The organism is Streptomyces sp. NPDC039462 (assembly GCF_055639375.1).
In genome coordinates this window covers 1,050,349-1,063,420 of the sequence record NZ_JBVKAO010000001.1, presented here as the reverse complement: position 1 = coordinate 1,063,420, position 13,072 = coordinate 1,050,349, and the positions used below count along the sequence as shown (strand labels likewise).

Sequence of the window (13,072 nt, the reverse complement as noted above, 5' to 3'; positions counted from 1 at the left end):
CGTCGCCTACGCGCCCGCGTGCAGGTGGCCCGCCCAGAGGGACGGCGTCGCCGGATAGCGGTCACGTACCGCCCGGATGGTGTGGTGCAGGGCCGTGGCGGACCGTGCGGGGGTGAGCGTGCCGCCGCGCGGGCCGGTGGTCAGGTGGGTGTAGAAGGATTCGGCGATGTCGGCGGCCAGGCGGTCGCTGACCGGCCACAGTGTCCCGATGACGTGGGGGAAGCCCGCGAGCTGGAACGCGCTGGTGAGATGGATGGCCTCGTCCAGCAGATCGAAGCTGCCGGGGTCCGCGGTGCTGCAGGCCGAGAGGTAGGCCAGCTGTGCGTGGGGGAGGTTCATCCGGGCCAGTGCGGCGACGGTCAGCGGGGTGGTGGCGTGGTCGTTCAGGAGCAGGCGGCTCTGTGCGGGGTCGTTGTGGTCGCTCTCGGCGTGGCAGGCGAAGTGGGCCACGGCGTACTGCGGAAGGCAGGCGAGGACGGTGTCCGTGGTCGGGGTCTCGCGGCTCGGCGGGGGCGGGGCGCCGTCGGCGGTGGGACCGGGTGCCGTGAGGTGGACCGGGCGGGGCAGCAGAGGGTGGATCCGGCGGGCCTCCTCGGCGGCGTACTCCAAGGGGCTGAGGCCGCGTGTGTGCGGCATGGCGACGATCAGGGACCGGGGCTCGTCGGTGGGCGCGGGCAGGAGGCGGCTCCTGCGGGCGTGGCGCAGGGCTCGGATGGTGGGCGTGTAGGAGGAGATCACCCGGTCCAGGACCGTGCGGCGCGGTGCCGCGTCGCCCTGGTCGGTGTGGAAGCCCGCCGCGTGCAGGGGAAGCAGTCCCAGCAGACCGCCCGGCGCCCACCACACCCGCGGCAGTTCCCCGGGCCGAGCCCTCGCGGCCGTGTCGGGCGTCGCCGCCAGGGCCGAGAGGACCGGCTCCGCGGCCGCCTCCCAGAGCCATTCCAGTACGCCGCGCAGGGACCGCTGCGCGGCGATCCGGTCGCCGTCGGGCGCTGTCACCTCATCCAATGCCTGGTGGAAGGTCTCCAGTTGGGTGTAGAGGGCCTTCTCCGTGAGCCGGGGCAGGGGGCAGGAGGTGATGCCCTCGCCGGTGAGGAGCAGCGCGTCGCTGCGGTAGCGGCTGATGTTGTACGTCACCACGGGGCCGTGGGCGGCTTCGCTCAGGAGGGTGTCGAGGGTCGGGGGCAGGCCGAAGCCGGTGAAGCCTTCGAGGGTCCGGATGCGGTCCATCAGCTCTTCCAACTCGGCCGCTACGCGGTAACGTTCGTGGCCCGTGCCCGCGGCCGCCCCCTCGACTGCGGTCTGCTCCTGGTCCAGCAGGGCGCGCAGAACGGCGAAGCGCGAGGCCAGTTCGGGGTGGTGGACGTGCAACTCGGACAGGTCGTCCCGGGTGTCCAGCGCCTGGGACAGGAGCACGGCCCGGCCCGCCTCCACCAGGCGCAGCGCCCGCGCGGCCCGTTCTGACGCGGTGCCGCCGGGGGCGGTCAGGGCCAGGGCCGCCGCGTCGGCGGCGAGATCGACGGCGTCGGTGCCGAGGGCGTGCTGCTGGTCGCCTCGCCGCAGCCGGCGCGGTGCCACCTGCGGCAGCGTCAGCACGGCCCGCTCCAGGAGCGCGGCCGCCCGGCCGGGGTCCGAGGACGCGGCCAGGCGCGCTGCCCCCCGCGCCGCACGGATGCGTATCCACGGTGGAGCGGCGGCCGACTCGGCCGCACCTTCCCAGACGGACCGCTCCTCCGCCGAGTCGGCTGCCGCTCCGGTGCGCTCGAACCGCAGCCGCAGGGCGCTCGCGAGGTTCATCAGGGCGCCGGCACGGTTGGGGTGGTCTGCGGGCATCACCCGGCGGGCCGCGCGGCCCGCCTCCACCGCCTCGTCCAGGTCGCGCGGGTCCCCGCCGCGCTCGAACCTCGTCCGCAGGGCGATACAGAGGCTGACCAAGTGCATGCACCGGGGGTGGCCGCCAGGAGTGAGCCTGCCGGCGGCGCGACTCGCCTCCACCGCCTCGTCCAGGTCGCGCGGGTCCCCGCCGCGCTCGAACCGCAGCTGCGAGGCGACCGCGAACTCGGCCAGGTACGCCGCGCGTCGAGGGTGGCCGTCGGGGACGATCCGCAGGACGGCGCGCCCCGCCTCCACGGCCTCGTCCACGTCCCCCGGTTCCCCGGTGCGCTCGAACCTCATCCGCAGGCAGGCGCCGAGGCCCGCCAGGCGTGCCGCGCGTTCGGGGTGTTGGCCGGGGGTGGCCCGGAGGGCGGCGCGGCTCGCCTCCACGGCCTCGTCCACGTCCGCGAGCATCCCGGTGCCCTGGAAGCGGAACCGCAGGGCGGAGCTGAGACCGGTCAGGCTCACGGCCTGGTCGGGGTGTCCGTCAGGTGCCGCCCGGACGGCGGTGCGGCCCGCCTCCACCGCTTCGTCCACGTCCGCGAGCATCCCGGTGCGGTTGAAGCGGTCCAGCAGGACGACGCAGAGGTTGGACAGGAAGGCCGCGCTCCGCGCGCCGGTCCGGACGGCAGCGCGGCTCGCCTCCACGGCCTCGTGCACATCCGTGAGCATCCCGGTGCGCTGGAACCGGGACTGCAGGGCGACGGCGAGGTTGGACAGGAACAGGCCCCGGCGGGGATCCTCGGCGCGTGCGGCGCGGACGGCGGCGCGGCTCGCCTCCACCGCCTCGTCGATGTCGCCCGGCTCGCCGTTTCGCTGGAACCGCGCCCGAAGGGCCGCACCGAGGTTGGTCAGGTGCAGGGCCCGCTCGGAGTCGTCCTCGTTACCGCCCCGGGCGGCGGCGCGGCCGGTGGCCACCGCTTCGTCCATGTCCCGCACGTCACCGGTGCGCTCGGCGCGGTTCAGCAGAGCGGCGCAGAGGTTGGAGAGGTAGCCCGCGCGCTGCGGCCGGCCGTCGGGGGTGGCCAGGACGGCGGCACGGCCCGCCCGAACCGCCTCGTCCGCGTCCGTGAGGTCCCCGCCGCGCGCGAACCGTGTGTCCAGGGCGGCACAGAGGAGGGAAAGGGTGTGGGCGTGGCGCGGATGGCCTTCGGGCAGCCTGCGCTCGATACGTCGCGCCAGGTCCACGGCGGTGTCCAGGAGCGCCGGATCGGTGGTGGTGGCGAAGGAGCGGGTGAGCAGGTCCATCAGATCGGGGACCGCCCGCTCGGCGACGGCCGGGCGCAGGGACTCCGGTACGGTCTCCTCCGTCACGACGAAGCACTGCCCGAAGAGGCGGACCGCCTCTTTCCACTCCCGTTCGGCCCGCGCCCGCGGGAGCACCTGGGAGCGCACGTAGTGCAGCCAGGCCAAGGCGTGCGCGGCTTCCAGGTCGCCCTCGGCGGCGAACGCCGCCAGCTCGCGCGCAGCGCTCAGCGCGGCCGGATCCAGGGCGTGGGACAGATCCCGTCTCTCGCCCGCCCGCTCCACGCCGCTCCTGACCGCTGCCAGCAGCCTTTCGCGCTGTCCCATCAGGCCCCCCTGTCGATGACGGCTCGTCAACCGGCAAGGCTAGATCGACTGTTGCCGCCGACGGGCGGCTTCGGACAGCATGGCCGCGTCAGTACGGACAAGGGGGCGCGAAGTGGCGGAACAGCACAGCGGTGTCGACACGAGGGTGCGGGAGGCGATCGCCCACGTCTGCGGGCGTCTGGAGCGCATCCGTGCCGACCTGGAGACGTACGCGACCGGGGGCGCCGCCCCGTTGGAGCGCCTCCTCGCCGACCTGCGTGCCGGAGAGGACCCCGCCCCCGCGCTGGACGCCCTGCACGAGGCGCTGCTCGCGGTGGGTGACGCCGCAGGGGTGCACGGCGGCGCCGCCCGCGGCATGACCCCGCTCGGGATCGACCCCTCCCTGCCCGCCGAGCAGGTGCTGCTCTGCCCGACGCGCCAGTGCTCCCGGCACGCCTGGCCCGACGGCTCCGACGCGCCGCGCTGCCGCGTCAGCGGCCTGCCCCTGCGCGGGGAACGGCTGTAGCGCGGTGAACGGATTCCTCGGCGCGCTGGGGCAGAAGCTCGCCGAGCGCTGGCTCACGCTGCTGGTGCTGCCCGGGGCGCTCCTGCTCGCCACGGCCACCGTCGCCTCTTCCCTCGGCCACGCCCATGCCCTGGACCACCAGCGACTCGTCGACCGGATCGGCCGGTGGGCCCGGTCCCCCGTCGTCTCCGAGGCCGGCGGGCAGGTCGTGCTGCTCGGCGCGGTTCTCGCCGCGGCCGGGGCGGCGGGTCTTGCCGCCCAAGGGCTGGGTTCGGTGCTCCGGCGCGCCGTCCTGGCCGCCGGATGGCGGGCCTGGCCGCGTCCGTTCCGGCAGTGGGCGTACGCACGTGTCGTACGCCGCCGGGCTCGCTGGAGGGATGCCGCGCTGCGCTACCGGCGGCAACTGGACGCCGACGCCCGGTTCCTGGCGCTGCGGGGCGAGCGGGCCGACCCCGCGCCCCGTCATGCCGCGCACCAAGCCATGCGGCGCGTCGGCGCGGAGGAACCGGACCGGCCGACGTGGAGCGGCGATCGTGTCCACGCCGTCGCCATCCGCCTGGAGCGCGACCACCACCTGGACCTGCCGGTGCTCTGGCCGCACCTGTGGCTCATGCTGCCCGAGACCACCCGCGCGGAGATCACCGCCGCCGAGCAGGCGCTCACACGTGCGTCCACGCTGGGCGGCTGGGGGGTGTTGTACGCGCCGCTTGCGGTGTGGTGGTGGCCCGCGGCGCCGGTCGCGGGCGTGCTCGCGCTGACCGCGAGGTCCCGGCTCCGCAGCGCGGTCGATGCCTACGCCCAGTTGCTGGAGGCCGCCGTCCGTCTGCACGCCGTCGAGCTGGCCGGTCAGCTGGGCATCGAGCACAGCGGCCCGTTGGACCAGGCCCTGGGGGACGCGCTCACCCGGCAGCTGCGGAGCTTCGATCCAGCACCCGCGACGCTCCCACCGGCAGGTCCCACAGGTCCTCGCGCGGCCGCCCCGTCCTCTCCCACGCCGCGCGCACCCGGGTGAGCGGTTCGAGGACCGGCTCGGCGGAGAGCAGGAAGGTGCCCCAGTGCATGGGGGCCATGCGGCGCGCCCCCATGTCGGCCGCCGCGCGCACCGCCTCCTCGGGGTCGCAGTGGACGTCGCGCAGCCACCATCGCGGGTCGTACGCGCCGATCGGCAGGAGGGCGAGGTCGATACCGGGGTAACGGGCGCCGATCCGCTCGAACCAGTGGCCGTACCCGGTGTCGCCCGCGAAGTAGACCCGCTGCCCGCGCGCGTCCGTGAGCACCCAGCCGCCCCACAGCGTGCGGCACGTGTCGAGGAGGCTCCGCTTGGACCAGTGGTGCGCCGGTACGAAGTCCAGGCGCACCCCGCCGAGTTCGGCGCCCTCCCACCAGTCGAGCTCGGTGACGTCGACGAAACGGCGGCGGGTGAACCAGCGGCCGAGCCCCGCGGGCACGAAGACGGGGGTGTCCCTGGGCAGCCTCTTCAAGGTCGGCCAGTCCAGGTGGTCGTAGTGGTTGTGGCTGATGACGACCGCGTCGACCCGCGGCAGCGCGCTCCAGGCGACACCGACGGGCGTGACACGCGCCGGGGTACCGAGGATCTTCCTCGACCAGACGGGGTCGGTGAGGACGGTGAGCCCCCCGATGCGGATGATCCAGCTGGCGTGCCCGGCCCAGGTGACGGCGACGGTACGCGCGTCGACGTCCGGCAACGGCCCGGGTTCGAAGGGCAGCCGCGGAATGTCGACGAGCCCTTCGGGCCGCGGCCGCAACGCACTCTCCCGAGCGAACCGGGCAAGCCCCCGCAGGCCGGGCAACGGCGCGGTCAGCCGGTCGGCGAACGACGTCGGCCACACGCGGGGCCCGCGGGGCGGGCACGGCGGGGCAGGGGTGTCGGACGCCGGGCCGGTGTCGGACGTCCGGTCGGAATCCGGTCGCGGGTGTGCTGCCCGGTTCCGGGGACCGCCGTGGTGCTGATGTGTCTGTTGGGTCATCGAGGCGGCTCCATTCGACGGTCTGCTGCGTGGAGGTCTTCGAAGGCCGATCCGAAGGCGCCGAGCGCTCTTTTCACATGCGGCAGGTCCAGGGGGTCGGGGGCGGTGAGGGAGGCCAGGCGTTCCGCGGGGGCGGAGCCGAGGAGTGGGCCCGTGGACAGGCGTACGCGCAGGGCGTCCATGTCGTCGCCGAAGCGGTGGCCGCCCGGTGCGGGCATGCCGAGCCGTTCGGTGAGGAAGTCCTCCAGGTCCTGCGCGTCGCCGACGCCCCGCGCGGCGAGCGCGGACCGCAGGGGGCCCAGGTCGGCGTAGAGGTGGCGGCCCGCCTGCGGGGGTCGGGTGAGGGCGCCGGCGGCGAGGAGGGCGCGCCGCGCGGCGGCGGCCACGCGCGCGTGCAGCCGGACGGCGGCGGTGAGCCGGTCGGTGATCTCGTCCGGTTCGCCGAGTGCGTACGAGGCGGCGGCCGCCGCCGGGGCGGCGAGGGTCGCGCCGAGCGCGGTGAGGACGTCCAGGGTGCGGGCGCGCAGGGCGGCGCCCTCGGCGGTGGCGGGGAAGCGGGCGACGGCGGCGGGCAGCGCCGGGGGCAGGAACGGGCCGGCGAGGTCGCAGAGGACGGTGACCCGCTCGTGGTCCATCTCGGCGGGCCCGATCAGGACGGTGTCGTGCGGCTCGTGCAGGGTGTCGCGCCAGGTCTCGTCACTGACGATGTGCAGGCCTTCGCCGACGGCCGCCTCGACGGTCTCGTGGAGCGTTTCCGGGGGTGGCACGGTGGCGGTCGGGTCGTCGGCGACGGAGAGCACGAGGAGCCGGGGTGTGCCGCCTTCGGCGCGGACCCGGCGGACGGTTTCCAGGAGGGCGTACGGGTCGGGGATCCCGCCGCATTCGGCGGGCGTCGGCACGGGGTAGACGCCGCGGCCGAGCAGCCGCGCCTGGGGCGCCCACCAGGCGGGGCAGGGGCGGGGCAGCAGGACGTCGCCGCCGAGGGCCGCGGTGAGGGCGAGCAGGAGGGGCGGGGCGCCGGGGGCGGCGACGGTCCGGTCGCGCTCCACGGGCAGGCCGCGCCGGGTCCAGTAGCCGCACGCGGCGTCGAGGAGCACGGGACCGCCGCCCGCGGGCTCGCATGCGGAACGGCCGACTGCCGCTGCGGCGGCCGCCGCCAGCTCGGGCAGCACCGGGAGGCCAGGCTCCGGCGGGTGCGGCCCGTACCGGACGGGTCCGCGGCCCTCCGTGTCCGTCCGCCGCATCCGTACCTCCGTGCACTCGCGTACCTCTGTCCTGGTCATGCCCCGTCGCGGGGGTGTGAATCCAGCACGTGCCGGCACATCCTCGGGGCGTCACCGGGACAGGGCCGGGGCATCGCCGTACGTGTCCATCACAGCGCGGCGCCCTCTCCCCCGCCCGCCCTGGCCTCCGCCCGGGTGAGCGTCCCGGGGCACACGCGGAAGGCCCGAACCGGTCGTCCGCCCGGTTCGGGCCCATGTCTCACTCGGCTGTCGCCGTCGCCCCCTGCCGCGCTCAGCGGGCCAGGGAGACCAGTTCGCGTTCCAGGCCGCGGCCCTTCGTCTCGACCAGCGCGGCCGCGACGTCCGCGAGCTTCCTGTTGGTCGTCTGGGATATCCGCCGCAGCACCCCGAAGGCGGTGTCCGCGTCGCACCCCAGGACGTGCATGACGATCCCTGACGCCTGGTCCACGACGGGCCGTGTCCGCATGGCCGTGCCCAGCTGGTCCAGTTCGGTCAGCGCGGCGCGGTAGTGCCGGTCGCGCACGAAGCAGTTCGTGGCGAGGTCGCCGAGCGCCTGGGCGGGCCCGTGGCCCGGGTCGTCGAGCGCTCCGGGACGGAAGCTGAAGAGGCTCAGGGTGACCGTGAGCCCGCCGCGCCGGAAGGGCAGGGTGACGCTGGAGCGCACGCCGGAGTCGAGGGCCATCGCGCGGTACTCGGGCCAGCGCTCGTCCCGCAGCAGGTCGTCGGCGCCGACCGGCGCGCCCCACTGCTCGGCGGCCGGGATGGGCCCGTCGCCCGAGTGCAGCTGCACCGAGACGAGCCCGGCGAGGTCGGGGTGGGTGACGGCGATGGGGTGCTCGTCGCCGCCGTCGGAGACCGTCGTGCTCGCACCGCAGCAGGCGGGGGTGCAGCGAACGGCCTGTTCGGCGAGTTCGGAAAGCCGGCGGCCGGGCAGGGATGACTCGGGTCGAAGCAGGTCCGGGTCGGGCATGGGCGCCATGACGTGTTCCTCCTCTGCCCTTCGGCTTCCCTCCAAGGCCTCCGGGAAACTGCCGCAGCGGATAGGTTCGACGCATGTCTCAAATGGAGGAGTTCGGTGAAGAGCTCGCGGATTTTGTGCGCCGGATAGCGGACTTGAAGTCCGCCCGGTCCGTTCCCGCGGGCGACCTCAGCACCGTGCTCGACGCGGCCATCTTCGAACTCGATCACGTGGCCGCCCAGTTGTGGCCCACGTACCAGCGGCTCGCCGTCAACGGACGGTGGGACGACGCCACATCGGACCGGGACGAGCAGCGGCTGTTGCGGTCCCTGTTCCAACGGCTGCCGCTGCCGGTCGCGCTAATCGACCGGGAGACCGTGGTCCGCCGCATGAACTTCGCGGCGACGGGCCTCACCGGGGTGCGCGCCGGATACGCGACGGGCCGGCCGCTGACCGGGTTCCTGATGCACGCGGACCGGGTCGCCTTCCGTTCGCAGACCGCGGCGGTCGCCCGTGGCGAGGGCGACCGCAGCCTGAACGTCCACCTTCAGCAGAGCCCCGGCACGCCGGTCCGGGCGACCCTCACGGCGCTGCGTCCCGGCGCCGAGCCGCGGATGGCGGTCCTCGTCGTGCTGCAGCCCGCGGCCGACCGCGCGCAGCAGGTGCCGAGCGCGCCGGGCCCGGCCCCCGACCTCGGCGAGGCGACGCGGCACGCGGCGCAGCTCGACCTCATGGACGCCATGACGTCGGCGCTGCTGACCGCGCCCGCCGGGGACCGCGCGGCCGTCCTCGAACGGGCGGCGGCGGTCCTGCACGGGCGGTTCGCCGACTGGGTGATCGCCGACGAGGGTGCGGCGCGGCTGCGGCGTACGACGGTCCTTGGACCGCCGGACGGCCCGGTCGCCGACGTGCTGGCGCAGGACCCCGCCGCGTCCCCGCTCGTCGTGGAGACGGCACGCGGCGGGGCGGCGTCGCTTCAGGTGCGCCCGGAGGACCCGGACGCCTTCGGCAGGGACGCGTCCGGCGCGCACACGCTGATCCGCGCCGAGGTCACGTCCCTGCTGTGCGTGCCGCTGACCGCCCGCCCGCAGGGCCCGGTGGAGGGGGTCCTCACGCTGTTCCGGAGCGGTGCGCGGCTGGCCTTCTCGATGGCCGAGGCGCGAGCGGTCGACGTGATGTCCCGGCACATGGCGCTCGCCATGCGGCGTGGCACCGCCGACCGCTGAGGCGTCAGGCGGCGTCCCGCATGACCTGGTCGCGGAGCCGGTCGCAGCAGCGGCTGATCAGCCGTGAGACGTGCATCTGCGAGATGCCCATCTCGTCCGCGATGCGGCTCTGCGTCATGTCGCCGAAGAAGCGCATGTAGAGGATCTCCCGCTCGCGCTCGGGCAGCTCCGCGATGCGCGGCTTGACGGCCTCGCGGTCGACGACGACGTCGAGCGCGGGGTCGGGTTCGCCGAGCGCGTCGCTCAGCGAGTAGCCGTCCTCGCTGCCGGGCAGTTCGGCGTCGAGGGAGAGCGCGGTGAAGCTGTCGAGCGCCTCCAGGCCGGCCTTGACGTCCTCCTCGCTCATCTGCGCGTGCTCGGCGATCTCGGCGACGGTGGGGGCGCGGCCCGAGATCTGGGAGAGGTCCTGGCGGGCGAACCGGACGCGGTTGCGCAGGTCCTGGACGCGGCGCGGCACGTGCAGGGTCCACATGTGGTCGCGGAAGTGCCGCTTGATCTCACCGGTGACGGTCGGTACCGCGTAGCTCTCGAAGGCGGTGCCGCGCTGCGGGTCGTAGCGGTCGACGGCCTTCACGAGGCCGAGGGCGGCGACCTGCCGCAGGTCGTCGAGGGCCTCGCCGCGGTTGCGGAACCGGGCGGCGAGCCGTTGGGCCATGGGCAGCCAGGCCCGGACGAGCTCCTGGCGCAGGGCGTCGCGTTCGGGGCCGGGTTCCATCTCGACGAGGCGGGCGAAGCCTTCCGCCGTGTCGGGGGCGTCGTCGTGCGGGTGCCGCTTGGTCCTGGTGGCCACTGCGGTGCTGGCGTGGGATCGCATGGTGCGTCGCAACTCCCTCGTGGGGTGCCTTGGGGTGGACGGTCACCGTGGGAGTGAGTGCGTGCCGGAGCACTGCGGGCACACCCGGGGGCGAGCGACGCGGTCGCTCCCACGGACGTGCCTCCGGTCCGAAGCACTCTCTTCCGCCTGCCCCGACCTTCCCGCAGCAAACACCCCGAGGTTTCTCGACGGTTCCGCCGGACACCCGGACGGGACTTCCGATCCCCGATCCGCCCGGAGGGCTCCGTCATGAGCGTCAAGGTCGCCGACCACATTCTGGAGAGGCTGCGCGCCTGGGGCGTCGAGCAGGTCTTCGGCTATCCGGGTGACGGCATCAACGGTCTGCTCGCCGCCTGGGGCAGGGCCGAGGACCGGCCGCGTTTCGTGCAGGCGCGGCACGAGGAGATGGCCGCCCTCCAGGCCGTCGGGTACGCCAAGTTCGGCAGGCGGCTCGGCGTGTGCGTGGCGACGTCGGGCCCCGGGGCGGTCCATCTCCTCAACGGTCTCTACGACGCGAAGCTCGACCACGTGCCGGTCCTCGCCCTCGTCGGGCAGACGGACCGCAGCGCGATGGGCGGCTCGTACCAGCAGGAGGTCGACCTGCACACGCTGTTCAAGGACGTGGCGGGCGACTTCGTCGAGACGGTGACGGTGCCCGAGCAGCTGCCCAACGTCATCGACCGGGCGATCCGCACCGCGTACGCGCGGCGCTGCCCGACGGCCGTCATCGTCCCCGGTGACGTACAGGAGCTGGAGTACTCCCCTCCCCCGCACGCGTTCAAGATGGTCCCCTCCAGCCTGGACCGCAGCAGCTGGACGGCGATGCCCTCGCCGACCGCCCTGGAGCGCGCCGCGGAGGTCCTCAACTCCGGCGACAAGGCGGCGATCCTCATCGGGCAGGGAGCGGCGGGGGCGCGTGCCGAGGTCGAGGAGATCGCCGAGGTGCTCGGCGCGGGCGTGGCGAAGGCGCTGCTCGGCAAGGACGCGCTGAGCGACGAGCTTCCCTACGTCACCGGTTCGATCGGTCTGCTCGGCACCCGCCCCAGCTACGAGCTGATGCGCGACTGCGACACGCTCCTGACGATCGGGTCGAGCTTCCCCTACTCGCAGTACCTGCCGGAGTTCGGCTCCGCGCGGGGCGTGCAGATCGACATCGATCCGCACATGGTCGGGATGCGCTATCCGTACGAGGTGAATCTCGTCGGCGACGCGCGGGCGACGCTGCGCGAGCTGATCCCGCTCATCGACAAGAACCGCCGTGCGGTCTGCCGCGAGTGGCACGACGAGATCCGCGCGAACGTGACGCGCTGGAAGGGTGTGCTGGAGCGCAGGGCGGCGCTCTCCGCCGACCCGGTCAATCCGGAGCACGTGGCGCGCGCCCTCGACCCGCTGCTGCCCGACAACGCGATCATCACCGCCGACTCGGGCTCGGTGGCGAACTGGTACGCGCGCCACCTCACGATCCGCGGCGACATGCGGGCCTCCCTGTCGGGCACTCTCGCCACGATGGGGTGCGGTGTGCCGTACGCGATCGGGGCGAAGTTCGCACATGCCGACCGGCCCGTGGTGGCCCTGGTGGGGGACGGGGCGATGCAGATGAACGGCATGGCGGAGCTGGTCACCGCCGCCAAGTACCGGCACCGCTGGGACGATCCGCGGCTGGTCGTCGGTGTGTGGAACAACCAGGACCTGAACCAGGTGACGTGGGAGATGCGGTCGATGGAGGGCGCCCCGTCCTTCCTGCCGTCGCAATCGCTGCCGGACGTGCCGTACGCCGAGTTCGCCCGCTCGATCGGGCTGACCGGCATCCTGGTGGAGCGCCCCGAGGACGTCGAGGAGGCCTGGCGCGCCGGGCTCGCGGCGAACGGCCCCGCGGTGCTCGAGTTCCGCACCGACCCCGCGGTCCCGCCGATCCCGCCGCACGCGACGTGGGACCAGCTGGAGGCCACGGTGACCTCGATGCTCAAGGGTGACGCGGACCGGGGCTCGATGCTCAAGCAGGGCCTGAAGGCGAAGATGCAGGAGTGGGGCCGGCACTGAGGCCCGGAGGGTGCCGCGCGCGACAGTGCCGCCCGGCCGTTTCCACAGGCCCGGCGGCACCGTGCTGCCGCGTCACGCGGTGCGGCGCCCTATGACGTCGTCCGGGTTCTTCGCGGGCGGCAGCAGCATTTCCTCGTACCGGCCGAGCGCCAGGACCACGCCCAGCATGACCAGCGGGATGAATACGGCGAGTACCGCCATGACCTCTGCCCTCCCAGTCGGTGTGGGGGGTGTCGCTGCCCGGGTCTCCCCGGCCCGGCGGCGCAAACCTCCCGGAAAGGGCATGGCCGCGGGGCTCAGGGGTACTGCGGCGAAGGCACACGACGAACGTACGAAGGACATATGCAGGAAGGGCCCAGCCATGGCCGATTACGTGAGGGAGGTCATGACGCCGGGCGTCGTGGCCGTCCGCCCCGACGCTTCTCTGGTGGAAGCGGCGCAGCTGATGCGTGCCCAGGACATCGGCGACGTCCTCGTCACCGTGGACGGCCGGGTTCTCGGCGTGCTCACCGACCGGGACATCGCGCTGCGCGCCGTGGCGGACGGCGCCGATCCGCTGACGGTCAGCGCGCAGGCCGTCTGCACGCCCAACCCGGTGGTGGTGGGTCCCGACGACGCGGTGTCGGCAGCGGTCGGTCTGATGCGCGACCACGCGATACGGCGGCTGCCCGTCGTCGAGGACGGCCGGCCGGTGGGGATGGTCAGCCTCGGCGACCTCGCGCCGGGCCTCGCGTAGACGTGCCGTGTCGCTGTACCACCGTGGGACCAAAGGCCCGTAGAAAGGGCAAAAGGGCCTACATATAACCCGCACGGAGAGGCACCCGTACAGCTGTGCAGGAGCCGGAAGAAGAGA

11 protein-coding genes are annotated in these 13,072 nt (G+C 74.1%); 5 read left to right on the top strand and 6 right to left on the bottom strand.

Annotated elements, in window-relative coordinates; genetic code table 11:
* Positions 1-6 precede the first annotated feature (6 nt).
* On the bottom strand, positions 7-3,444 hold the full coding sequence (locus ACZ7LU_RS04510; protein ID WP_471915662.1) for a CHAT domain-containing protein: 3,438 nt from the start codon (positions 3,442-3,444) through the stop codon (positions 7-9).
* Between the two features lie 112 nt (positions 3,445-3,556).
* On the opposite strand from ACZ7LU_RS04510, the gene ACZ7LU_RS04505 reads away from it, so the two are divergent.
* Entirely contained in the window at positions 3,557-3,949 is a 393-nt protein-coding gene (locus ACZ7LU_RS04505) for a hypothetical protein (RefSeq protein WP_471915661.1), read from the top strand.
* A 4-nt stretch (positions 3,950-3,953) separates the two neighbouring features.
* Complete coding sequence (locus tag ACZ7LU_RS04500) at positions 3,954-4,961, top strand: hypothetical protein (RefSeq protein WP_471915660.1); 1,008 nt, start codon at positions 3,954-3,956, stop codon at positions 4,959-4,961.
* Here ACZ7LU_RS04500 and ACZ7LU_RS04495 read toward each other — a convergent pair.
* The 3 genes from ACZ7LU_RS04495 to ACZ7LU_RS04485 form a co-directional block, all read right to left on the bottom strand.
* Positions 4,849-5,937 (bottom strand): MBL fold metallo-hydrolase, encoded by a 1,089-nt coding sequence (locus ACZ7LU_RS04495; protein WP_471915659.1) that lies wholly within the window; start codon positions 5,935-5,937, stop codon positions 4,849-4,851. The genes ACZ7LU_RS04500 and ACZ7LU_RS04495 overlap by 113 nt on opposite strands.
* The gene (locus tag ACZ7LU_RS04490; protein WP_471916477.1) at positions 5,934-7,181 is read right to left on the bottom strand and encodes an aminotransferase class I/II-fold pyridoxal phosphate-dependent enzyme; all 1,248 of its coding nucleotides are present in this window, start codon (positions 7,179-7,181) and stop codon (positions 5,934-5,936) included. The genes ACZ7LU_RS04495 and ACZ7LU_RS04490 overlap by 4 nt, the downstream gene beginning before the upstream one ends.
* A 271-nt stretch (positions 7,182-7,452) precedes the next feature.
* Positions 7,453-8,160, bottom strand: a complete 708-nt coding sequence (locus ACZ7LU_RS04485; protein WP_470982574.1) for an ANTAR domain-containing response regulator — start codon at positions 8,158-8,160, stop codon at positions 7,453-7,455.
* Between the two features lie 74 nt (positions 8,161-8,234).
* Here ACZ7LU_RS04485 and ACZ7LU_RS04480 point away from each other — a divergent pair, with 74 nt between their 5' ends.
* Entirely contained in the window at positions 8,235-9,365 is a 1,131-nt protein-coding gene (locus tag ACZ7LU_RS04480; RefSeq protein ID WP_471915658.1) for a PAS domain-containing protein, read from the top strand.
* Positions 9,366-9,369: 4 nt separating this feature from the next.
* Here ACZ7LU_RS04480 and ACZ7LU_RS04475 read toward each other — a convergent pair whose 3' ends face one another.
* Positions 9,370-10,179 carry an RNA polymerase sigma factor SigF gene (locus tag ACZ7LU_RS04475; protein ID WP_398299620.1) on the bottom strand — a complete coding sequence of 270 codons (810 nt, stop codon included), beginning with the start codon at positions 10,177-10,179 and terminating at the stop codon, positions 9,370-9,372.
* A gap of 249 nt (positions 10,180-10,428) precedes the next feature.
* On the opposite strand from ACZ7LU_RS04475, the gene ACZ7LU_RS04470 reads away from it, so the two are divergent.
* Positions 10,429-12,219: a thiamine pyrophosphate-requiring protein gene (locus ACZ7LU_RS04470; RefSeq protein ID WP_471915657.1), complete on the top strand. Its 1,791-nt coding sequence runs from the start codon at positions 10,429-10,431 to the stop codon at positions 12,217-12,219.
* Positions 12,220-12,291: 72 nt separating this feature from the next.
* On the opposite strand, the gene ACZ7LU_RS04465 is transcribed toward ACZ7LU_RS04470, so the two are convergent.
* Positions 12,292-12,420, bottom strand: coding sequence for a hypothetical protein (locus ACZ7LU_RS04465; RefSeq protein ID WP_398299624.1), 129 nt, complete (start codon positions 12,418-12,420; stop codon positions 12,292-12,294).
* A 160-nt stretch (positions 12,421-12,580) separates the two neighbouring features.
* On the opposite strand from ACZ7LU_RS04465, the gene ACZ7LU_RS04460 reads away from it, so the two are divergent.
* Entirely contained in the window at positions 12,581-12,955 is a 375-nt protein-coding gene (locus ACZ7LU_RS04460; protein ID WP_398299626.1) for a CBS domain-containing protein, read from the top strand.
* Positions 12,956-13,072: the final 117 nt, after the last annotated feature.